This window comes from Catenulispora acidiphila DSM 44928 (assembly GCF_000024025.1).
GTDB lineage: Bacteria > Actinomycetota > Actinomycetes > Streptomycetales > Catenulisporaceae > Catenulispora > Catenulispora acidiphila.
The window spans coordinates 2,562,566-2,584,481 of record NC_013131.1; the positions used below are offsets into that span (position 1 = coordinate 2,562,566).

Annotated in this window: 19 protein-coding genes; 17 read left to right on the forward strand and 2 right to left on the reverse strand. The window is 69.5% G+C overall.

Annotated features, from left to right (window positions below):
- The 16 genes from CACI_RS11250 (at position 1) to CACI_RS11325 (ending at position 16,662) form a co-directional block, all read left to right on the forward strand.
- Entirely contained in the window at positions 1-3,063 is a 3,063-nt protein-coding gene (locus CACI_RS11250) for an alpha-mannosidase (RefSeq protein ID WP_012786469.1), read from the forward strand.
- Between the two features lie 5 nt (positions 3,064-3,068).
- On the forward strand, positions 3,069-4,079 hold the full coding sequence (gene mgrA, locus CACI_RS11255) for an L-glyceraldehyde 3-phosphate reductase (protein WP_012786470.1): 1,011 nt from the start codon (positions 3,069-3,071) through the stop codon (positions 4,077-4,079).
- Positions 4,080-4,267: 188 nt separating this feature from the next.
- The gene (locus CACI_RS11260; protein ID WP_012786471.1) at positions 4,268-5,182 is read left to right on the forward strand and encodes an ROK family protein; all 915 of its coding nucleotides are present in this window, start codon (positions 4,268-4,270) and stop codon (positions 5,180-5,182) included.
- A gap of 279 nt (positions 5,183-5,461) precedes the next feature.
- Positions 5,462-5,890, forward strand: a complete 429-nt coding sequence (locus tag CACI_RS51080) for a DUF4328 domain-containing protein (protein ID WP_012786472.1) — start codon at positions 5,462-5,464, stop codon at positions 5,888-5,890.
- A 108-nt stretch (positions 5,891-5,998) separates the two neighbouring features.
- Entirely contained in the window at positions 5,999-6,727 is a 729-nt protein-coding gene (locus tag CACI_RS11270; RefSeq protein WP_190276745.1) for a helix-turn-helix transcriptional regulator, read from the forward strand.
- Positions 6,724-8,136, forward strand: coding sequence for a Fe-S cluster assembly protein SufB (gene sufB / locus CACI_RS11275; RefSeq protein ID WP_012786474.1), 1,413 nt, complete (start codon positions 6,724-6,726; stop codon positions 8,134-8,136). Before CACI_RS11270 ends, sufB begins: the two co-directional genes overlap by 4 nt.
- Before the next feature lie 80 nt (positions 8,137-8,216).
- Positions 8,217-9,440 (forward strand): Fe-S cluster assembly protein SufD, encoded by a 1,224-nt coding sequence (gene sufD, locus CACI_RS11280; protein ID WP_012786475.1) that lies wholly within the window; start codon positions 8,217-8,219, stop codon positions 9,438-9,440.
- A complete protein-coding gene (locus CACI_RS11285) occupies positions 9,437-9,778 on the forward strand; it encodes a non-heme iron oxygenase ferredoxin subunit (RefSeq protein ID WP_012786476.1) in 342 nt (113 codons plus the stop codon). Before sufD ends, CACI_RS11285 begins: the two co-directional genes overlap by 4 nt.
- 6 nt (positions 9,779-9,784) lie before the next feature.
- Positions 9,785-10,543 carry a Fe-S cluster assembly ATPase SufC gene (gene sufC, locus CACI_RS11290; RefSeq protein ID WP_012786477.1) on the forward strand — a complete coding sequence of 253 codons (759 nt, stop codon included), beginning with the start codon at positions 9,785-9,787 and terminating at the stop codon, positions 10,541-10,543.
- Between the two features lie 6 nt (positions 10,544-10,549).
- Complete coding sequence (locus CACI_RS11295) at positions 10,550-11,806, forward strand: cysteine desulfurase (protein WP_012786478.1); 1,257 nt, start codon at positions 10,550-10,552, stop codon at positions 11,804-11,806.
- Positions 11,807-11,838: 32 nt separating this feature from the next.
- The gene (sufU, locus tag CACI_RS11300; protein WP_012786479.1) at positions 11,839-12,330 is read left to right on the forward strand and encodes a Fe-S cluster assembly sulfur transfer protein SufU; all 492 of its coding nucleotides are present in this window, start codon (positions 11,839-11,841) and stop codon (positions 12,328-12,330) included.
- Positions 12,327-12,650, forward strand: a complete 324-nt coding sequence (locus CACI_RS11305) for a metal-sulfur cluster assembly factor (RefSeq protein ID WP_012786480.1) — start codon at positions 12,327-12,329, stop codon at positions 12,648-12,650. Before sufU ends, CACI_RS11305 begins: the two co-directional genes overlap by 4 nt.
- A gap of 231 nt (positions 12,651-12,881) precedes the next feature.
- Positions 12,882-13,406 (forward strand): NUDIX hydrolase, encoded by a 525-nt coding sequence (locus CACI_RS11310; protein WP_012786481.1) that lies wholly within the window; start codon positions 12,882-12,884, stop codon positions 13,404-13,406.
- Between the two features lie 92 nt (positions 13,407-13,498).
- Positions 13,499-15,097 (forward strand): ABC-F family ATP-binding cassette domain-containing protein, encoded by a 1,599-nt coding sequence (locus CACI_RS11315; protein ID WP_012786482.1) that lies wholly within the window; start codon positions 13,499-13,501, stop codon positions 15,095-15,097.
- 340 nt (positions 15,098-15,437) lie between these two features.
- Positions 15,438-15,656 carry a helix-turn-helix domain-containing protein gene (locus CACI_RS11320; protein ID WP_012786483.1) on the forward strand — a complete coding sequence of 73 codons (219 nt, stop codon included), beginning with the start codon at positions 15,438-15,440 and terminating at the stop codon, positions 15,654-15,656.
- Between the two features lie 229 nt (positions 15,657-15,885).
- A complete protein-coding gene (locus tag CACI_RS11325; protein WP_041541546.1) occupies positions 15,886-16,662 on the forward strand; it encodes an enoyl-CoA hydratase/isomerase family protein in 777 nt (258 codons plus the stop codon).
- A 1,351-nt stretch (positions 16,663-18,013) separates the two neighbouring features.
- Here CACI_RS11325 and CACI_RS11330 read toward each other — a convergent pair.
- Both CACI_RS11330 and CACI_RS11335 read right to left on the reverse strand, forming a co-directional pair.
- Complete coding sequence (locus tag CACI_RS11330) at positions 18,014-18,850, reverse strand: SGNH/GDSL hydrolase family protein (protein ID WP_012786486.1); 837 nt, start codon at positions 18,848-18,850, stop codon at positions 18,014-18,016.
- Positions 18,832-19,761: a phosphotransferase gene (locus tag CACI_RS11335; RefSeq protein ID WP_190276746.1), complete on the reverse strand. Its 930-nt coding sequence runs from the start codon at positions 19,759-19,761 to the stop codon at positions 18,832-18,834. Before CACI_RS11335 ends, CACI_RS11330 begins: the two co-directional genes overlap by 19 nt.
- Before the next feature lie 141 nt (positions 19,762-19,902).
- On the opposite strand from CACI_RS11335, the gene CACI_RS11340 reads away from it, so the two are divergent.
- Positions 19,903-21,819 carry an ABC transporter ATP-binding protein gene (locus tag CACI_RS11340; protein ID WP_012786488.1) on the forward strand — a complete coding sequence of 639 codons (1,917 nt, stop codon included), beginning with the start codon at positions 19,903-19,905 and terminating at the stop codon, positions 21,817-21,819.
- The last annotated feature ends 97 nt before the right edge of the window (positions 21,820-21,916 follow it).

Here is a 21,916-nt window from a genome sequence, read left to right on the forward strand (position 1 = left end):
ATGCACGATAACCGGTCCTTGGTGGAACACCGTCTGAAGCGCGTCCTGGAGGAGCGCATCACCCCGGCGATCTACCCGGAGTCGGTGCCGTTGACGGGGTCGATCTGGGTCGCGCCCGGCGAGCCGGTGCCGGTCGCCGAAGGCCTGGCCGCACCGCGCGAGCCGGTCGCGGTGGGCGCCAAGTGGGGCGCGCCGTGGGGGACGAGCTGGCTGACGGTCGCCGGGACGGTGCCCGCGCGGTGGGCGGGCAAGACCGTCGAGGCGATCATCGACCTCGGGTTCGACAAGAACATGCCCGGCTTCCAGTGCGAGGGCCTGGTCTACCGGTCCGACGGCTCGCCGGTGAAGGGTCTGAACCCGCGCAACCAGTGGGTGCGCGTGGCGGACAAGGCGGTCGGCGGCGAGGAGGTGCTCCTGCACGTCGAGGCGGCCTCGAACCCGGTGATCCTGGACTACCACCCCTTCCTGCCGACGCTGCTCGGGGACAAGGAGACCGCCGGCGACGAGCCGCAGTACCGGCTGGAGGCGCTGGAGCTCGCGGTCTTCGACGAGACGGTCTGGAACCTGGTCGCCGACCTGGAAGTGCTCGGCGAGCTGATGGCCGAGCTGCCGGAGGACTCCGCGCGGCGCTATGAGATCGTCCGCGCGGTGGAGAAGGCGCTGGACGCCGTCGACCTGCAGAACGTCAACGCCACCGCGGCCGCGGCGCGCGAGTGTCTGGCCGGCGTCCTGGCCAAGCCCGCCGTGCCCTCCGCGCACCAGATCTCGGCGGTCGGCCACGCGCACATCGACTCGGCGTGGCTGTGGCCGCTGCGCGAGACGGTCCGCAAGGTCGCGCGCACCACGGCGAACATGACCAACCTGCTGGACTCCGAACCCGAGTTCATCTACACGATGTCCCAGGCCGCGCAGTACGACTTCATCAAGACGCACCGCCCCGAGGTCTACGAGAAGGTCAAGAAGGCGGTCGCCGACGGCCGCTTCGTCCCGTCGGGGGGCATGTGGGTCGAGTCGGACACGAACATGCCCGGCTCGGAGGCGATGGCGCGCCAGTTCGTCTACGGCAAGCGCTTCTTCCTGGAAGAGTTCGGCATCGAGAACGACGAGGCCTGGCTCCCGGACACCTTCGGCTTCGCCGGCGGCCTGCCGCAGATCATCAAGGCGGCCGGCAGCAAGTGGCTGCTGACCCAGAAGATCAGCTGGAGCCAGGTCAACAAGTTCCCGCACCACACCTTCCTGTGGGAGGGCATCGACGGCACGCGGATCTTCACCCACTTCCCGCCGATCGACACCTACAACTGCTCGATGAAGGGCAGCGAGATCGCGCACGCCGCGCGCAACTTCAAGGACAAGGGCCGCGCCTCGATGTCGCTGGCGCCGACCGGCTGGGGCGACGGCGGCGGCGGGACGACCCGCGAGATGGTCGCCAAGGCCAAGCGGATGAAGGACCTGGAGGGCTCGGCGAAGGTCTCCTGGGACAAGCCCGCGGCGTTCTTCGCCAAGGCCGAGGCGGAGTATCAGAACCCGCCGGTGTGGGTCGGGGAGCTGTATCTGGAGCTGCACCGGGCCACGCTGACCAGCCAGGCGAAGACCAAGCAGGGGAACCGGAACAGCGAGCAGTGGCTGTACCTGGCCGAGCTGACCGCCGCCGCCGCCGCGGTGCGGGCCGGTGCCGAGTACCCCTACGACGTCCTGGACCGGACCTGGAAAACGGTGCTGCTGCACCAGTTCCACGACATCCTTCCCGGTTCCTCGATCGCCTGGGTGCACCGCGAGGCGGAGAAGACGTATCAGGAGGTCGCCGAGACCCTCATGGGCCTGACGGTGACGGCCATGCAGACGCTGGCCGGCGCGGGGGTGTACCCCGAGGCGGGCGGCCTGGGCTCGGACGGCGCGCCGGTCACGGTCGAGGAGGCGCTGGCGCGCGCCTCGGTGCTGCCGGAGGGCGTCGTCGCCGTCAGCGTCTCGGAGCGGACCGGCGGCGGCCATGTGCTCGACAACGGCCTGGTCCGGGTGGAGATCGACGACCGCGGCCTGGTGGTCTCGATCTTCGACCTCGAGCAGGACCGGGAGACCCTGCCGCCGGGCGCCGCGGCGAACCTGCTGCAGATCCACCCGGACTTCCCGAACATGTGGGACGCGTGGGACGTCGATGAGTTCTACCGCAATACCGTGACCGATCTGACCGACGCCGACGACGTCTCAGTGCTCGGCTTCGGAGGGCTGCCGCAGATCGCGAGCGTCGAAGTGCGCCGCTCGTTCGGCTCCTCGACGGTACGGCAGATCATCTTGCTGAAGAGCGAGTCCAAGGCGGTGGAGTTCACCACCTACGTCGACTGGCACGAGACCGAGAAGTTCCTGAAGCTCGCCTTCCCCATGGACATCCACGCCGACCGCTACGCCTCGGAGACCCAGTTCGGCCACATCTACCGGCCGACCCACACCAACACCTCGTGGGAGGCGGCGAAGTTCGAGGCCTGCAACCACGGCTTCCTGCACTTCGCCGAGCCCGGCTTCGGCGTGGCGATCCTGAGCGGGTCCACCTACGGCCACGACGTCACGCGCACCGTGCGCGCCGACGGCGGGACCACGGTCACCGCCCGGGTCTCGCTGCTGCGCGCGCCGCGGTTCCCCGACCCCGAGACCGACCAGGGCGAGCACGTCTTCCACCACGCGCTGGCACCCAGCGCGACGATCGGGGACGCGGTCCGGCAGGGCCGCCTGATGAACCCCGTCGTCGGTGCGGTCTTCGGCGAGTTCGCCTCGATCGAACCTTTGTTCGGCATCGACAACGACGCCGTCACCCCCTCGGCGGTCAAGCTCGCCGACGACCGGAGCGGCGACGTCGTGCTGCGCGTCTACGAATCGCACGGCGGCCGGGCCTCGGCGCTCATCACGCCGAAGTTCGGTTTCTCGGGCTTTGAGATCTGCGATTTGCTTGAGCGCCCGATCACCCGAGAGGGTGTCACCGTGGTCTCGGACAACGATGGACTCCGTGTGAGTCTGAGGCCCTTCCAGCTCCTCACGCTTCGTTTCACTCGCACGACCGGTTCGGAGGCCTGAACCCGATGAACGTCCTTTCCACCTATGCCGCCGATCCGGAGCGCTACGACGACCGCATGCCCTACCGGCGCAGCGGGCTGTCCGGGCTGAAGCTGCCGCTGGTCTCGCTCGGGCTGTGGCACAACTTCGGCGACGGCAAGCCGCTGGAGGACCAGCGCGCGGTGCTGCGGCGGGCCTTCGACCTCGGCGTGACGCACTTCGACCTGGCGAACAACTACGGCCCGCCCTACGGCTCGGCCGAGACCAACTTCGGGCACGTGTACGCGCAGGACTTCCGGCCGTACCGGGACGAGCTGGTGATCTCCACCAAGGCCGGGTACGACATGTGGCCCGGGCCGTACGGCGAGTGGGGCTCGCGCAAGTACCTGCTGGCCTCCCTGGACCAGTCGCTGACCCGGATGGGCCTGGACTACGTCGACATCTTCTACTCCCACCGCTTCGACCCGGAGACTCCGCTGGAGGAGACGATGGGCGCGCTGGCCTCGGCGGTGCAGCAGGGCAAGGCGCTGTACGTCGGCATCTCCTCCTACAACTCCGAGCAGACCCGCGAGGCCGCGGCGCTGCTGCGCGGAATGGGTGTGCGGGCCCTGATCCACCAGCCCTCGTACTCGATCCTGAACCGCTGGATCGAGGAGGACTCGCTGCTGGACGCGACCGCCGAGACCGGCATGGGCTGCATCGCCTTCAGCCCGCTGCAGCAGGGCCTGCTGACCTCGCGCTACCTGGACGGGACCATCCCGACCGGCTCGCGGGCCTCGATCGGGCGCTTCCTGTCCAAGGACAACCTGACGCCGGAGGTGCTCACCAAGCTGCGCGGGCTCAACGAGCTGGCCGGCAAGCGCGGGCAGTCGCTGGCGCAGATGGCCACGCAGTGGGTCGTCCGCGACCCGCGCATGACCTCGGCGCTGATCGGTGCCTCCTCGGTGGCGCAGCTGGAGGAGAACGTGGCCGCGGTGTCCGGGCCGGAGTTCTCCGCCGAGGAGCTGGCCGCGATCGACGAACTGGCGCTGGGTTAGCGGTAGCGGCTCGGGGGGTTCGGGCGGGTTGGGCGGGTCCGGGGGTCCGGTCCGCCGGAGCCACCGGAACAGCCGGAGCCCCCAGAGCCCCCAGGGGTCAGAAGTTTTGTGCAAGCCGCCGCCGAGCCGGGGATCCTGAGCCCTCGGCTCGGCGGTTTCGCCCGTTGGAATGAGCACCCGGAGGAAGCGTGTACGCGGCCATCGACATCGGCGGCACCAAGATCGCGGCGGGGTTGGTCGATGCCGAGGGCGAGCTGCGGGCCCGGCAGGAGCGGCCGACGCCGTCCGTCGACCCGGTCACGGCGGTCGAGGAACTGCTCGCCGCGCTGATGGCGGATCCGCGCTGGGAGCAGGTGTCGGCCGTGGGCATCGGCAGCGCCGGTCCCATCGACGCCTCCAAGGGCACCATCAGCCCGGTGAACATCCCCGCGTGGCGCGACTTCCCGCTGGTCGAGCGGGTCGCCGACCGCACCGGCCGGCCGGTGACGCTGGCCGGCGACGGCGTGGCGATGGCCGCCGGCGAGCACTGGCGCGGCGCGGCGAAGGGCCGCGAGAACGTGCTGTGCATGGTCGTCTCCACCGGCGTCGGCGGCGGCCTGATCCTCGGCGGGCGCCTGCGCCCCGGCCCGAGCGGCAACGCCGGCCACGTCGGCCACATGTGCGTGGAGCTCGACGGCCCGCCCTGCCCCTGCGGCGCGCGCGGCTGCGTGGAGATCATCGCCAGCGGCCGGGCGATCGCGGCCCGCGCGGTCCGCGAAGGCTGGAAGCGGCCCGCCGGAAGCGCGACCGGCGAGGCCACCGCCGCGGAGGTGGCCGCCTCGGCACTGGCCGGCGACCCGATCGCCCTGGCCTCCTTCGACCTGTCGGCCAAAGCCCTCGCGGCGGCCATCGCCGGCACCGCGGCGCTGGTCGACATAGAGGCCGCGGTGGTCGGCGGCGGCGTGGCGAAGTCAGGGGAGCTGCTCTTCGGCCCGCTGCGCGAGCACCTGAAGGAGTACGCCCGCCTGTCGTTCACCCGCGACGTGACCGTGCACCCGGCGGCGCTCGGCGGAGACGCCGGCCTGATCGGCGCGGCGGCGCTGGTGGGGCACGCGGCGATTTAGCGGCGCTGAATGATGCCCAGCGCGTGTGGCGGCGGGATGCGGGAAGCCGGCGGGGCGGTCGGCGGGCAGGCAGCGGTTCGCGGGAGAGCTCGCCCGGCGGCGGTCGGTGGGGCGCCGGAAGATCTCGTCGCTGCGGGGCTCGCGCCGAGTGATCCGCCGGAGCGATCGACGGTGGAATCGGTCGATGGCGAAAGTGATCGACAGGTAAGTCTTCGCGGCCCTAGGACCCAGCGCCCCTGTTCGCGCTCAGATCGGCTGCGGAGACACGAGAATCATGGATTGCCCGACGCGCGGGAAGCCTGCCGAGCCAGGCGCGGTCGCAAGAACGCCGGGCTGTGGGGTCCGCAGAGGCGCTCGCAGGGATGGACCATAGGCGGCTGGTTCACGCCGGTGGTCAACTTGTGGTTCCCGATGCAGATCATGCAGGACGTCTGGCGTGCCTCCGACACTGAGCCGAATGGCTCTGCCGGTCTCGGGCGGGTGGCCGCCGGTTGGTGGACGTGCTGGATCCTGGCCTGGCTGACCGGCTACCGCACCTTCACGGCGCGCAGTACCGCGCCGGACGGGACTAGGGTGGTGGCTGAGCAGGCCAGCTTCTTTCTGGACAGTACCGTGGTCAGCGCCTTGTGCCTGGCTGTCGGGGCGGTGCTGATGCGGCGGATGATCGTCTTGATCACCGCGATGCAGCGGGCGCGCGGGGTCGCGTGAATTAGGTCACACCTGCGTGACTTATTAGGTTCTCCTTACTTGGTACGCGGGAACGAATAAAGGCACACTGGTGTTGTGGAAAGCGTGCCGACCCCGATTGTGAGCACCGTGAGCGCGTCGCCGTCCGCCGGCGACGCGTCCGACGTGCACGTCGGCACGCGGAACCGGGTCGCGCGGAGCATTCTGGCCAACGGGCCCTCGACCGCGGTGGATCTGGGTAAGCGGCTGAAGATGACGCCCGCCGGTGTGCGGCGTCACCTGGATGCGCTGCTCGCCGAAGATCTCGTCGAGGCGCGGCAGCAGCGGACTTACGGGCAGCGCGGCCGCGGCCGTCCGGCCAAGGTCTTCGCGCTCACCGACCGGGGGCGCGGAGTCTTCTACCAGGCGTACGACCAGCTGGCCGTCGACGCGCTGAAGTTCCTCGCCGACAGTGCGGGGTCCGCGGCGGTCGAGGCGTTCGCGCGCAAGCGGGTGGCCGAGCTGGCCGACCGGTTCCGGGAGCGGATGGACTCCGTGCCCGCCGAGGAGCGTCCCGCGCTGCTCGCCAAGCTTCTGACCGAGGACGGCTACGCCGCCGGACTCCGCCAGAGTGGCAACGCGCCCGCCGCCGGCGAGCAGCTGTGCCAGCACCACTGCCCGGTGGCCCATGTCGCCGAGCAGTTCCCGCAGTTGTGCGAGGCCGAGACCGAGGCCTTCGCCGAGCTGCTGGGGACCCACGTCCAACGACTCGCGACCATCGCCCACGGCGACGGCGTCTGCACGACTTTCATCCCGATGACCGCTACAGCCACCGGGACTGGCAAGAGCACTGAGGTTTCCGGAGGGAACGCGCTATGACCACCACCTCGCATGAGCAGCTCGAAGGCCTCGGCACCTACGAGTACGGCTGGGCCGACTCCGACGCCGCCGGAGCCTCCGCGCGCCGCGGCCTGAACGAGGACGTCGTCCGCGACATCTCCGCGAAGAAGAACGAGCCGCAGTGGATGCTGGACATGCGGCTGCGCGGCCTGCGCCTGTTCGAGAAGAAGCCGATGCCGGTGTGGGGCGCGGACCTCGGCGGGATCGACTTCGACAACATCAAGTACTTCGTGCGCTCCACCGAGAAGCAGGCCGAGTCCTGGGACGACCTGCCGGCGGACATCAAGAACACGTACGACAAGCTGGGCATCCCGGAGGCCGAGAAGCAGCGGCTGATCTCCGGTGTCGCGGCGCAGTACGAGTCCGAGGTCGTCTACCACCAGATCAACAAGGAGCTCGAGGAGCAGGGTGTCATCTTCCTGGACACCGACACCGCTCTGAAGGAGTACCCGGAGCTGTTCCGCGAGCACTTCGCGACGGTGATCCCCACCGGCGACAACAAGTTCTCCGCGCTGAACACCGCGGTGTGGTCCGGCGGCTCGTTCATCTACGTCCCCAAGGGCGTGCACGTCCAGATCCCGCTGCAGGCCTACTTCCGCATCAACACCGAGAACATGGGCCAGTTCGAGCGGACGCTGATCATCGCCGACGAGGACTCCTACGTCCACTACGTCGAGGGCTGCACCGCCCCGATCTACTCCTCGGACTCGCTGCACTCGGCGGTCGTGGAGATCGTGGTGAAGAAGAACGCCCGCGTGCGCTACACCACCATCCAGAACTGGTCGAACAACGTCTACAACCTGGTGACCAAGCGCGCCGCCGCGCAGGCCGGCGCCACCATGGAGTGGATCGACGGCAACATCGGCTCCAAGGTGACCATGAAGTACCCGGCCGTGTGGCTGCTCGGCGAGCACGCCAAGGGCGAGACGCTGTCCGTCGCCTTCGCCGGCGAGGGCCAGCACCAGGACGCCGGCGCCAAGATGGTGCACGCCGCCCCGCACACCTCCTCGACCATCATCTCCAAGTCGGTGGCCCGCGGCGGCGGCCGCACCTCCTACCGCGGCCTGGTCCAGGTGCAGGAGGGCGCGCACCACAGCAAGTCCACCGTGAAGTGCGACGCGCTGCTGGTCGACACCGTCTCGCGCTCGGACACCTACCCCTACGTGGACGTCCGCGAGGACGACGTGTCCATGGGCCACGAGGCGACCGTCTCCAAGGTCAGCGAGGACCAGCTGTTCTACCTGATGAGCCGCGGCATGACCGAGGACGAGGCGATGGCGATGATCGTCCGCGGCTTCGTCGAGCCGATCGCCCGCGAGCTGCCGATGGAGTACGCCCTGGAGCTCAACCGGCTGATCGAGCTGCAGATGGAGGGCGCGGTCGGCTGAGGCCGGCGCCCGAACGCCGGAAGTCCGGCAAGCCCAGAACAGTCCTCTGACGAACCACTAGCCACGAGTACGGGACATCGATGTCTGATCCGCAGAATCTGGTCGGCGCCTCCACGGCGGCCGCCGTGACCGTGAACGAGCCCGGCGCGGGCAACCGCCTGGCCGGTCCGGGCACCGGCCGCGCCGTGAGCCAGCCGACCGACGCGCGCGTGGAGCGCCACTCGTCCTTCGACCCCGCGGACTTCCCGGCCCTGACCGGCCGCGAGGAGGACTGGCGCTTCACCCCGCTCAAACGGCTGCGCGGGCTGCACGAGTCCCCGGCCGCCGACGGCAAGGTGGCCGTCGACGTCGCCGCGAGCGAGCCGGTGCTGGTCGAGACCGTCGGGCGCGACGACGCCCGGCTGGGCGGGGCCGGCGCCCCGGTGGACCGCGCCTCGGCGCTGGCCTGGGCCGGGTTCACCGAGGCCACCGTCATCACCGTGCCGCAGGAGGCGGAGGTCGCCGAGCCGGTGCGCGTGACGCTGACCGGCTCCGGCGGCACCGTGTTCGGCAACGTGCTGGTGGACGTGAAGCCGTTCGCCAAGGCGGTCGTGGTCCTGGACTACCAGGGCAGCGCGACCTACTCGGAGAACGTGCAGTTCCTGGTCGGCGACAGCGCCGACCTGACCGTCATCGCGCTGCAGGACTGGGCCGACGACGCCGTGCACCTGTCGCAGCAGCAGGCCAGGCTCGGCCGGGACGCGCGCTTCCAGTCCATCAACGTCAGCTTCGGCGGCGACCTGGTGCGGCTCACCCCGCGGGTGGCGTACACCGAGCCCGGCGGAGACGCCGAACTGCTCGGCGTCTACTTCGCCGACGCCGGCCAGCACCTGGAGTCCCGCCTGCTGGTGGACCACAGCGCCACGCACTGCAAGTCCCGCGTGACCTACAAGGGCGCGCTGCAGGGCCAGGACGCGCACACGGTCTGGGTCGGCGACGTCCTGATCCGCGCCGAGGCCGAGCAGACCGACACCTACGAGCTCAACCGCAACCTGGTCCTGACCGACGGGGCGCGCGCGGACTCGGTGCCGAACCTGGAGATCGAGACCGGCGAGATCGTCGGCGCCGGGCACGCCAGCGCGACCGGCCGCTTCGACGACGAGCAGCTGTTCTACCTGCAGGCCCGCGGCATCCGCGAGGACGAGGCCCGCCGCCTGGTGGTCCGCGGCTTCTTCGCCGATGTGATCGGCCGGATCGGCATCCCGGACGTCCAGGAGCGGCTGATGACCAAGGTGGAGGAAGAGCTCGCCGGAGCCGTGTCATGAGCGCCCAGCAGAACGCCGCGACCCAGAACTGGGTCCGCGTCTGCGGCGTCTCGGAGGTGACGCCGGACCAGCCCAAGGCGGTCGTGGCCGGGGACACCCCGGTGGCCGTCGTCCAGCACGACGGCGCCTTCTACGCGATCCACGACGTGTGCTCGCACGCGAACGTGGCGCTGTCCGAGGGCGAGGTCGTGGACTGCGAGATCGAGTGCTGGCTGCACGGCTCGATGTTCGACCTGAAGACCGGCAAGCCCTCCAGCCTGCCGGCCACCGAGCCCGTGCCGGTGTACCCCGTGAAGATCGAAGGCGATGACCTGTACGTCGCCGTGAAGGAGGCGTAGAGCGTCATGGCGACCCTGGAAATCAAGGACCTGCACGTCACCGTCGAGGGCGAAGGCGGTCCGCGCGAGATCCTGCGCGGCGTGAACCTCACGGTCAAGGAGGGGGAGACGCACGCCATCATGGGCCCGAACGGGTCCGGCAAGTCCACCCTGGCCTACTCGATCGCCGGCCACCCGAAGTACACCATCACCTCCGGCACCGTCACCCTGGACGGCGAGGACGTGCTGGCGATGACCGTGGACGAGCGCGCCCGCGCCGGCATGTTCCTGGCGATGCAGTACCCGGTGGAGATCCCCGGCGTCACCGTCTCCAACTTCCTGCGCACCGCGGCGACCGCGATCCGCGGCGAGGCTCCCAAGCTGCGCACCTGGGTCAAGGAAGTCAACGGCGCCATGGAAGCCATCCAGATGGACAAGGCGATGGCCGAGCGCAACGTGAACGAGGGCTTCTCGGGCGGCGAGAAGAAGCGCCACGAGATCCTGCAGATGGAGCTCCTCAAGCCGAAGATCGCGATCCTCGACGAGACCGACTCCGGTCTGGACGTCGACGCGCTGAAGAGCGTCTCGGAGGGTGTGAACCGGGTCCGCGAGTCCGGCGAGGTCGGCACGCTGCTGATCACGCACTACACGCGGATCCTGCGCTACATCAAGCCGGACTACGTCCACGTCTTCTCCGACGGCCGCATCGTGGAATCCGGCGGCCCGGAGCTGGCGGACAAGCTGGAATCCGAGGGTTACCAGGCCTACGTGGAGACCGGAGCCTGATTCGACATGGTTATCAATTCTCAGTTCCTTGATACGGATACCATCCGCAAGGACTTCCCGATCCTGCAGCGCCTGGTGCACGGCGACAAGCCGCTGGTGTACCTGGACAACGCCGCGACCTCGCAGTCGCCGCAGCAGGTGATCGACAGCATCGTCGAGTACTACTCGCTGCACAACGCCAACGTGCACCGCGGCATCCACGTGCTGGCCGAGGAGGCCACGGCGCTGTACGAGGGCGGCCGCGACAAGGTGGCGGCGTTCATCAACGCCCCGCGCGAGGAGGTCGTCTTCACGAAGAACTCCTCCGAGGCGCTGAACCTGGTGGCGAACGTGCTCGGCTGGGCCGGCGAGCCCTACGGCATCCGCCCCGGCGACGAGATCGTCATCTCGGAGATGGAGCACCACTCCAACATCGTGCCGTGGCAGCTCACCGCCGAGCGCATCGGCGCCAAGCTGCGCTGGTTCGGGATCACCGACGAGGGCCGGCTGGACCTGTCGAACCTGGACGAGGTGATCAACGAGCGCACCAAGGTGGTCTCGCTGGTCCACATCTCCAACATCCTGGGCACGGTCAACCCGGTCGAGACCATCGTCAAGCGCGCGCACGAGGTCGGCGCGCTGGTGGTCCTGGACGCCTCGCAGTCCGCGCCGCACCTGCCGCTGGACGTGCAGGCCCTGGGCGCCGACTTCGTCGCCTTCACCGGGCACAAGATGCTCGGCCCGACCGGCGTCGGCGTCCTGTGGGGACGCCGGGACCTGCTGGAGGAGCTGCCGCCCTTCCTCGGCGGCGGCGAGATGATCCAGACGGTCACGATGGAGAAGTCCACCTATGCCGGGCTGCCGCACAAGTTCGAGGCCGGGACCCCGCCGATCGCCGAGGTGATCGCGCTGGGCGCGGCGGTGGACTACCTCAACGGCATCGGCATGGAGAACGTCGCGGCGCACGAGCACGCGATCACCGAGTACGCGCTCAAGCGCCTGCAGGAGGTCGAGGATCTGCGGATCATCGGCCCGGCGACGAACCAGGACCGCGGCGCGGCGATCTCCTTCACGCTCGGCGACATCCACCCGCACGACGTGGGCCAGGTCCTGGACGAGCACGGCATCGCGGTGCGCGTCGGGCACCACTGCGCGCGGCCGGTGTGCGTGCGGTTCGGAATTCCTGCGACCACGCGCGCGTCGTTCTATCTGTACTCCACGCCGGCCGAGGTCGACGCCCTCGTCGAGGGTCTGGACCAGGTGAAGCGGTTCTTCGGAGTCTGAAAGGCCGGCAAGGGAAGGCTGGGAAGGGTCAGATGCAGCTGGAATCGATGTACCAGGAGATCATCCTGGACCACTACCGGCACCCGCACCACAAGGGGCTGCGGGAGCCGTTCGCCTCACAGGTGCACCACGTCAATCCGACGTGCGGCGACGAGGTGACCATGCGCGTGGACCTCCAGGGCGACGTGATCAGCGACATCTCGTACGAGTCCCAGGGCTGCTCGATCAGCCAGGCCTCGGCCTCGGTCATGGCGGACCTGCTGATCGGCAAGTCGGTCGGCCAGGCCCGCGAGGTCCAGGAGACCTTCCTGCGGCTGATGCAGTCCAAGCTGGAGGGCCCGGAGTTCGCCGAGGAGCACGAGGAGGTGCTGGAGGACGCCGTGGCGTTCGCCGGCGTCGCCAAGTACCCCGGGCGTGTGAAGTGCGCGCTGCTGTCGTGGATGGCGTGGAAGGACGCGACCGCGCAGGCGCTGGCAGACTCGGAGAGCAGTGTCGGATACGAAGGCAAGGGTGTGAAGGCATGAGCACGACCGAACTGGCGCCGGTCGAGGACGTCACCGAGGCGCTGCGCGACGTGGTGGACCCCGAGCTCGGGATCAACGTCGTCGATCTCGGCCTGGTCTACGGGCTCACCGTCGACGACGCGAACATCGCCGTCGTCGACATGACGCTCACCTCGGCGGCGTGCCCGCTGCAGGACGTCATCGAGGACCAGATGCGCATGGCGCTGGACGGCCTGGTCGCGGACTTCCGGGTGAACTGGGTCTGGATGCCGCCGTGGGGTCCGGACAAGATCACCGACGACGGCCGGGAGCAGCTGCGGGCGCTGGGCTTCAACGTCTGATATCAGCGCACTGCGTTTCCGGCTCGTAAATTCATGCCGCCCGATTCTGAGGGAATCGGGCGGTTTTCTGTGTGTATCGCTACCCTGCTGAAGCCTTTCAGGCGCCTACTTCTGCGGATGCATGTGCATTCGCAGGCGCGGAAGTCTTGCGTAAACGACGGTACGTGTGGGTAGGTTGGTACCTGTTACAAGTAACGGGATGGTCAAGACCCGCGTACAAAGGGGGAGCCAGTGTCCGGGATACGGAAGGCGACGAACGGCCGTGAGTCGTGCCTGCTCGCCGTCCACCTCATTCTGCAGCGGCCCGATGACGAGCGCGTGCTTCTGGGGCTGCGCAAGGGTGCCGTGTGGGGTTCCGGGCGGTGGCACGTACCTGCCGGCCATGTGGAGCCCGGCGAGGACGCGGTGCAGGCTTTGGTCCGCGAGGCGCGCGAGGAACTCGGTGTGCGCATCGATCCCGGCGACCTGGAGCACGCGGTGACCGTCCACCACCGCGAGGCCGACGGCGAACCGCGCATGCAGCTGTTCTTCGCTGCCAGCCGCTGGTCCGGCGGCCCGGTGAACGCCGAGCCCGGCAAGTGCGAGAAGCTCGGCTGGTTCCGGGTGGACGACCTGCCCTCGGCGACCGTCGGATACACCCGTACCGCGCTCAGTTCCTGGCACGCGGGCCGCTCCTTCGCGGTGTGCTGGCGGGACAGCAAGCGCGTGGACCGCGGTCTGGGCAGCCGGCTCATCGCCGGTCTGCAGGCGATCTGAGTCACATCGCCTGTCCTGCGCGCCTTATCACATAGCGCGTTGCCCGAAACTCGTTCAGGAGTGGTGTCGCACGCACCGTAAAATGGTGCGTTGTGATCACCGCAACCGACGTCGAGCTCCGGGCCGGCAGCCGCATCCTGATCGAGAAGGCCTCCTTCCGAGTGGGTCCCGGCGACCGCATCGGCCTGGTCGGCCGCAACGGCGCCGGCAAGACCACGCTCACCAAGACCCTGGCCGGTGAGACCATCCCGGCGGCCGGCACCATCAGCCGGACCGGACCGGTCGGCTACCTGCCGCAGGACCCCCGCACCGGCGATCTGGACGTGATCGCCCGCGACCGCATCCTGTCCGCGCGCGGTCTGGACGACCTCATGCGCCGGATGCGCGAGAACGAGAAGCGGATGGCCTCCGACGACCAGGCCACGCACGACAAGGCGATGCGCCGTTACGCGCGGCTGGAAGACGAGTTCGTCGCCGCCGGCGGATACGCCGCCGACTCCGAGGCCGCGACGATCGCCTCCGCCCTCGGTCTGCCCGACCGCGTGATGAACCAGCCTCTGCACACCCTGTCCGGCGGCCAGCGCCGCCGCGTCGAGTTGTCCCGGATCCTGTTCGGCGACAACGAGGTCCTGCTCCTGGACGAGCCGACCAACCACCTCGACGCCGACTCGATCGTGTGGCTGCGGGACTTCCTGAAGTCCTACAAGGGCGGCTTCATCGTCATCTCCCACGACGTGAACCTGGTCGAGCAGTGCGTGAACAGGGTGTTCCACCTGGACGCCAACCGCGCCGCGATCGACTACTACAACATGGGCTGGAAGCTCTACCTCAAGCAGCGCGAGGACGACGAGCGGCGCCGCAAGCGCGAGCGCGCCAACGTCGAGAAGAAGGCCGCGGTGCTCAACGCGCAGGCCGACAAGATGCGCGCCTCGGCGACGAAGACCGTCGCCGCGCAGAACATGGCCCGGCGCGCCAACCGGATGCTGGCCGGGCTGGAGGAGGTGCGGCAGTCGGACAAGGTCGCCAAGCTGCGCTTCCCGACTCCGGCGCCGTGCGGCAAGACCCCGCTGATGGCCTCCGGACTGTCGAAGTCCTACGGCTCGCTGGAAGTCTTCACCGACGTGGACCTCGCGGTGGACCGCGGCTCCAAGGTGGTCATCCTGGGCCTGAACGGCGCGGGCAAGACCACGCTGCTGCGCCTGCTCGGCGGCGTGGAGCAGGCGGACACCGGCCAGGTCGAGGAGGGTCACGGCCTCAAGCTCGGCTACTACGCGCAGGAACACGAGACGCTCGACCCGGAGCGCACGGTCCTGGAGAACATGCGCAGCGCGGCGCCGGACCTGGATCTGGTCGCCGTGCGCAAGACGCTCGGCTCGTTCCTGTTCTCCGGCGATGACGTCGACAAGCCGGCCGGCGTGCTCTCCGGCGGCGAGAAGACCCGGCTGGCGCTGGCGACCCTGGTGGTCTCCACGGCGAACGTGCTGCTGCTCGACGAGCCCACCAACAACCTGGACCCGGCCTCGCGCGCGGAGATCCTCGGGGCGCTCGGGACGTATGAGGGCGCGGTGATCATGGTGACCCACGATGAGGGTGCGGTGCAGGCGCTGAACCCGGAGCGCGTGATCCTTCTGCCCGACGGCGACGAGGACTTGTGGAGCGAGCAGTATTTGGATCTCGTGTCGCTGGCGTAGCGGATCCGGGCGTCCCGGCTCCGGTCGCGGTGTCCCCCAAAACGACCCCCGAGCCTGGCCGAGGGTGGAATTCGCCATCCCCCGCCAGGGCGGGATCCTTCCCCCACCCGTCTCCCACCACCACCCGTTATGGGGACCCTTCGGGTCGCAATGTTTCATCGAGGGCTGATTCGTCTCGGGAACCGGATCATGCGATAACCGGACAAATATGCATGATCTCCTGGTCCGATCGGGAGACGTGACATTGATGTTATGGGCAACATCGCCGAATCGGTGGCCAAGAGCGCTGCGAGGGGTGATCATGTGTACCTAGAGCGCACATCCACTCCAGGAGGCACGTGTGGCCGAGACTCTCAAGAAGGGCAGCCGGGTGACCGGCGACGCGCGGTCGCAGCTCGCGACCGACCTCAAGGCGAAGTACGAGGCGGGCGAGTCCATTCGCGCCCTCGCCCAGTCCACCGGGCGTTCGTACGGGTTCGTGCACCGGATGCTCAGCGAATCCGGTGTGACGCTTCGGGGCCGGGGCGGCGCGACGCGTGGCAAGGCGAAGACCGCCTGAGAAGCGCGTAGGGAGCCGGGCGGAGTTCGGGCAGCCGACCGGTGACGAAGGGGCGGGGTGCGTGATGGGCACCCCGCCCTCTTCTGTGTCCGCGGTCAACGGCGGACACCTGTCCGCGCCGCTCCAGGCCGGCGCCGACACCTCCATTGTCCTGTCCTGCGCTGGCGCAACAAGTTACCCGCGGGTAGTCTCGCTGTTCGGCACCGTCCGCACGGATTCAGGAGAGCGCATGAGCTGGGAAGACACCGCACGCCAGGCCGCGGAAGCGGGCATCGACGTGCTGCTGGAGGGTGAAGCCGCGACCCTCACGCTGAACCGGCCGGACAAGCGCAACTCGCAGACCCCTGAGTTCTGGGCCGCGCTCGCCGCGATCGGCGCCGCGCTGCCGGGCACCGTGCGCGTCGTGGTGCTGCGCGCGGAGGGCAAGTCCTTCTCCGCCGGCCTGGACCGGTCCATGTTCGAGAACTTCGCCACCTTCGCCGCGCTGTCCGACGACGAAGTGGACCGCACCATCGAGGGGTATCAGCAGGCGTTCACCTGGTGGCGCCGCACCGACCTGATCACCGTGGCCGCGGTCCAGGGGCACGCCATCGGCGCCGGCTTCCAGCTGGCGCTGGCCTGCGACATCCGGATCGCCGCGGACGACGTGCTGTTCTGCATGAAGGAGCCGGCTCTGGGACTGGTGCCGGACCTGGCCGGGACGCAGCCGCTGGTGGACGCCGTCGGCTACTCCCGCGCGCTGGAGATCGTGGCGACCGCGCGCTACGTGGACGCCGAGGAAGCACTGCGCATCGGTCTGGCCAACCACGTCGTCCCGCGCGAGGAGCTGCACGCCGCCGCCGCGAAGCTGGCCGCCGACCTGCTCGCCGCCCCGCGCGGCGCGGTCACGGAGTCGAAGGCTCTGCTGCGGGCAGCGGCGGGGCGTCCGTATGACGAGCAGCGGGCTGCGGAGCGGGCGGCTCAGACCCGGCGCTTCCGAGACCTGGCCGGGACGGGAGAGTCCTGACGCTCCACTCGCGCGAGCGCCAAAAGTCCGCGACCAACATCAGCGCCAGCGGGTACATCGGCACGAAGTAGCGCAGCGAGGTGCGCCCGGTGGCGTCCAGGATGCTCAGGACGGCGCAGGCCAGCGCCGCGCCGACGACCATGGCGGCGTAGACGTTCCGGAACCGCCAGACGATGGCGACCGCGGTCAGCAGCCACAGCACCTGCAGACCGTGGTCGCCGGCGAAGGCGCCGCGGAACTCGCGCGCGAACATGTCCACGACCAGCCCCGGGATCTTGCCGAGGGTCTGCCCCAGGTGTGCCTTGACGTAGGCGGTGTTGCCGAGGTGGTTCACCTCGGAGTAGTGGCGCAGCTCGTTGAACGGGAACAGCGCCGTCACCAGTCCCACGGCGAACACCCCGATGCCTCCGGCGACCAGCGCCGGACGGTTCCAGACGTTCGCCTTCCCCCACGTCTTGGTGCGGATCGCGGTCCACAGGTAGGCGAAGACGATCGCCGCGACCGGCACCGGGACCGTCTGCCGGGTGAAGGCCAGCACCAGCAGCAGGACACCGATCCAGATCAGGTCCCTGCGCGAGGTCTCCCGCTCCAGCGGAAGCCGGGTGATGATCAGAACTATGAGCAGCGCCGCTAGGGATTCGGTGTAGATACCGGTCTGGAAGAACCAGAAGGCGTAGGCGATCTGGTACAGCACCAGCATCGCCAGCGCGAGCTGCACCCCGAACAGGCGGGTCAGCAACCGCATGGTGACGAACAGGAACACCGCGGCGCACAGGTAGGAGACGACCCAGATGCCCTTCGCGCCGAAGACCCAGACGAACGGGACCGCCAGCGCCGAGTAGAAGAAGCGCGGCGCCTCGAGGTTGAACTCCCCGACGCCCGGCTGCCCGGCGACCCCGGTGAGCGTGCCGCGTATTCGCCCGACGGTGGCTTCCTGGTGGAAGAACACGCCGGTGAGGCGGAGGGAGTCGTCCGTGGAATGTCCGGCGAACTTCAGCGCTGCGGCGACGTAGTAGAGCGCGTCGCCGTCCCACAGTTTCACGCGGCTGTGCCACCACCAGTACTCGGTGACGAACACAGCCAGGAGTATCAGCCACGCGGTGACGGGGACGTCGCCGCGGGCCCGCAGGGCCAGCCGCCGGAGCGTGTCCATTTCAGTGGCCTGCCTGTCGGTCGCGGTCGTGGTGGGACCGCGCCATTTTTGTGGACGGGGCGGGTCCGACACAACTTTGCGGCCTGAGTATGCCTGGCGCGACCCGGCGCCGCCGTTATGAGTCGAAGGCGGGGCGGCTTCTGGGCTGCTCCCCGGGCTGCTGCCAGGTTGTTCGCAGGGTTGTTCGCAGCTCTCGCCCTACTCTGCCGCCTCGGTCATCGGGGTCGGCTCGGTCATCGGGGTCGGGCGAGTCATCGGGGTCGGCTCGGGCCGCTTGGCCAGCCGGCCGTCGCCGGAGGACTTGCCGGTGATCCGGCGTCCGATCCAGGGCAGCAGGTAGACGCGCAGCCAGCGCAGGTCCTGGCGGCGGGCCTGGAGCCAGGGCTTGGGGCGGACCGGCGGCAGACCGGCGTGCCAGTCGAAGCTCGGCGCGGCGCCGAGGGCCTGGAGCACCGCCTCGGCGACGCGGCGGTGGCCTTGGGGGGAGAAGTGCAGGCGGTCCTCGTCCCACATGCGGGGGTCGTCGAAGACGCGCGCGGTGAACAGGTCCACGACCACGGTGTTGGGCGCCTCGCCGTACTCGTCGACCAGCTCGATCAGCCGGTTGACGTTGGGCATCAGCCGCTGGGAGCCGCGCATCCGGCGGCGCGGGTCGGTGGGGCGGAACAGGACGAGCGTGGCCTTGCCCGCCTGGAGCTGCGTGATACAGGACCGGACGCTGGCTTCGACCACCTTCATGTCGCAGCGCGGGCGCAGCACGTCGTTCAGGCCGCCGGCCAGGGTGATCAGGTCGGGCTCCAGGGCCGCGGCGACCGGGACCTGGTCGCGTTCTATCTGGCCGATCAGCTTGCCGCGGACGGCCAGGTTGGCGTAGCGCAGGTGCGGGTCGTCGGCGGCCAGGCGCTCGGCAACGCGGTCGGCCCAGCCGCGGAACGAGCCGTCCGGCTGGAGGTCGTCGCACATGCCCTCGGTGAAGGAGTCCCCGACCGAGACCATGAGCTTGCCCTGGTGGGCGCTCAGTGTCGTGAAGTCCATGATGGGTCGATCCTAGCGGCGGTAGTTTCCAGGTTCGCGAGGGTGTCCGCCAGGTTGATCCAGCCGGCCCGCTCGTTGGCGTCGCCGGTGTGCGGACGGCTGAAGACGCCCAGGTCGACCGCGGTTTCGGCGAGGTCCCAGTGCAGGCTGTAGAGCTCTTGGCGCGCCGGGTCGCCGACGCCGAAGCCCCACAGGTCGCGCTCCGGCGGGGCTATGAGGGCGGTGTCCCAGTCGATCAGGACCAGGCGGCCGTCGGTGCGCATGAAGTTGCCGGCGTGCGGCTCGCCGTGGGTGAGGACGAAGGTGTCGGGGCGGGTCCGGGCGGCGTCGGCGAGGGCGTCGTGGTGGGACAGCAGGTGGCGGAGCAGCGGGGCGTGCCGGGTGATGAGCTTGCCGGCGGGATCGGCGAAGGGTCCGAGCGCGGGGTCCGGTACGTCGCCGGCGATCGTGGCGTCGAGCGTGCCGCGCTGGGGGATCGCGAAGTCTTCGGTGTCGGCCGAGCCCCAGGCGGAGCGCGGGACGGCGTGGAGTTCGGCGACGACCGCCAGGGCCTCGGCGCGCACGTCCGGGTCCATGTCGTTCCAGGGCTGCCAGGTGAAGCTCTCGCCGTCCAGGTGTGCGTAGACCGAGACGGCGAAATGCGGAGCGAGTTCGGCGATTACGGCGCCGTCGGTCGTCGGCACAGGGGCGACGGTGAAGGTGTAGCCCAGGTCGCGGAGGGTGCGCGGGACCGAAAGGGCGTTGGTCAGATCCCGCAGCCGAGTCGCGGCGGCTTCAGGCTCGGGCGGGAGGGTGTCCACGTTGACGAACCAGCGTCCGCCGCCGGTGTCCCGGACCGACCAGTGGTGTGATCCGAAGCCGACCGGCGCGTAGTCCAGGCCTGCTGCCTGCACCCTCCAGCTGTTCGCCAAGAGCGCACACAAATCCTCTTCGGAAAACGGCACAGGAGGGTTCAACATGGCTGAAGGTTATGGGAATGGCTGCGCCGCCTCACCGCTTTTAGAAGACGGCGGACGACAAAGGGAGCTACACGCGTGTCGATGGGTGGAGGGATGGGCTCGCCCGGCATGATGATGATGCGCGGCGCCCGTGGCCGGAACGACAGGGAGATCCTGGACCACAAGCTCGCGCCGGGCACCATCCGGCGGATCATGAAGATCGCCCGGCCGTACAAGGTGCTGATCGGGCTGTTCCTGGCGATCACGATCGTCGACGCGGTGCTGGTCGTGATGCCGCCGCTGCTGGCGCAGAAGCTGGTCGACGACGGCGTGCTCAAGGGCGACCGGTCGACGGTCACCAGGCTGGCGCTGATCATCGCCGCGGTCGCGGTGGGCGACGCGGCGGCCTCGCTGGTGAACCGCTTCCTGTCCTCGCGGATCGGCGAAGGTCTGATCTACGACCTGCGGACCCGGGTGTTCGCGCACGTCCAGCGCATGCCGATCGCGTTCTTCACGCGGACCCAGACCGGCGCGCTGATCTCCCGGCTGAACAGCGACGTCATCGGGGCGCAGCAGGCTTTCACCTCGGTGCTGTCCAACGTGGTGTCGAACGTCATCAGCCTGGTCCTGGTCGCCGGGACGATGTTCTACCTGTCCTGGCAGATCACGGTGCTGTCGCTGGCGCTGCTGCCGGTGTTCCTGATCCCGGCGCGGCGCGTCGGCAAGCGGATGCAGGGGCAGGTCCGGCGTCAGATGCAGCTGAACGCCGACATGTCGGCGATGATGACCGAGCGCTTCAACGTCTCCGGCGCGCTGCTGGCCAAGCTGTTCGGCCGGCCCGCCGAGGAGGACGCCGAGTTCGCCGAGAAGGCCGCCGGGGTGCGCAACGCGGGCATCAGCATCGCGCTGACCGGCGCGTGGTTCATGACGGCGCTGACCCTGGTCGCCGCGCTGGCCACCGCGCTGACGTATCTGATCGGCGGGCGCCTGGCGATCAGCCACTCCATCACGCTGGGCACGCTGATCGCGCTGGCGGCGCTGCTCGGCCGGCTCTACGGACCGCTGACCGCGCTGACCAACGTCCGGATCACGGTGATGTCGGCGCTGGTCTCCTTCGACCGCGTCTTCGAGGTCCTGGACCTGGAGCCGATGATCAAGGAGAAGCCGGACGCCGGCGAGCTGCCCACCGGGCCGGTCGCGGTCGAGTTCGACGACGTCGCCTTCCGCTACCCGACCGCCGACGAGGTGTCGCTGGCCTCCCTGGAGTCGGTGGCGCGGCTGGACCAGGCGCCCTCGGCGCAGGTGCTGCGCGGCGTGACCTTCACCGCCGCGGCGGGCCAGATGGTCGCCCTGGTCGGACCCAGCGGCGCGGGCAAGACCACCATCACCTCCCTGGCCAACCGCCTCTACGACCCCCTGTCCGGCACCGTCCGCATCGGCGGCACGGACATCCGCGACGTCACCCTGGAGTCGCTACACGGCACGGTCGGCACGGTGACGCAGGACGCGCACATGTTCCACACCACCATCCGCGGCAACCTGCTCTACGCCCGCCCCGCCGCCACCGACGCAGAGCTGACCGACGCCCTCCGCGACGCGCAGATCCTCGACCTGGTCAACACCCTGCCCGACGGCCTCGACACCGTCGTCGGCGACCGCGGCTACCGCCTCTCCGGCGGCGAGAAGCAGCGCCTGGCCATCGCCCGCCTCCTGCTCAAGGCACCCAGCGTCGTCGTCCTCGACGAAGCCACCGCCCACCTCGACAGCGAAAGCGAGGCAGCCGTCCAACGCGCCCTCGCCCGAGCCCTCCGCGGCCGCACCTCCCTGGTCATCGCCCACCGCCTGTCCACCGTCCGCGACGCCGACCAGATCCTCGTCGTCGACGCCGGCCGCATCGTCGAACACGGCCGCCACGAGGATCTGCTCGCCGCCAACGGCCTCTACGCCGAGCTCTACCGGGTGCAGTTCCAGGGGCAGGAGGGTTCGCGCGGCGGGGAGCAGGAGTCTGAGGTGGCTGCGGCTGCTGGGTGAGGGGTGGCGGCTGCGGCGGTTGGCGGTTGCCGGGTGGGGACCCGCTGGCTCTCGGGCGGGGACCGGTGGCGGCGGCGGCAGCAGCGGTGGTGGCGGT

Bases quoted from the DNA above. Each gene is read 5' to 3' on its own strand.
- CACI_RS11250 (WP_012786469.1), top strand. From the start codon at position 1: ATGCACGATAACCGGTCCTTGGTGGAACACCGTCTGAAGCGCGTCCTG.
- mgrA (WP_012786470.1), top strand. From the start codon at position 3,069: ATGAACGTCCTTTCCACCTATGCCGCCGATCCGGAGCGCTACGACGAC.
- sufB (WP_012786474.1), top strand. From the start codon at position 6,724: ATGACCACCACCTCGCATGAGCAGCTCGAAGGCCTCGGCACCTACGAG.
- sufD (WP_012786475.1), top strand. From the start codon at position 8,217: ATGTCTGATCCGCAGAATCTGGTCGGCGCCTCCACGGCGGCCGCCGTG.
- CACI_RS11285 (WP_012786476.1), top strand. From the start codon at position 9,437: ATGAGCGCCCAGCAGAACGCCGCGACCCAGAACTGGGTCCGCGTCTGC.
- sufC (WP_012786477.1), top strand. From the start codon at position 9,785: ATGGCGACCCTGGAAATCAAGGACCTGCACGTCACCGTCGAGGGCGAA.
- CACI_RS11295 (WP_012786478.1), top strand. From the start codon at position 10,550: ATGGTTATCAATTCTCAGTTCCTTGATACGGATACCATCCGCAAGGAC.
- sufU (WP_012786479.1), top strand. From the start codon at position 11,839: ATGCAGCTGGAATCGATGTACCAGGAGATCATCCTGGACCACTACCGG.
- CACI_RS11305 (WP_012786480.1), top strand. From the start codon at position 12,327: ATGAGCACGACCGAACTGGCGCCGGTCGAGGACGTCACCGAGGCGCTG.
- CACI_RS11325 (WP_041541546.1), top strand. From the start codon at position 15,886: ATGAGCTGGGAAGACACCGCACGCCAGGCCGCGGAAGCGGGCATCGAC.
- CACI_RS11330 (WP_012786486.1), bottom strand. From the start codon at position 18,850: ATGGACTTCACGACACTGAGCGCCCACCAGGGCAAGCTCATGGTCTCG.
- CACI_RS11340 (WP_012786488.1), top strand. From the start codon at position 19,903: ATGGGCTCGCCCGGCATGATGATGATGCGCGGCGCCCGTGGCCGGAAC.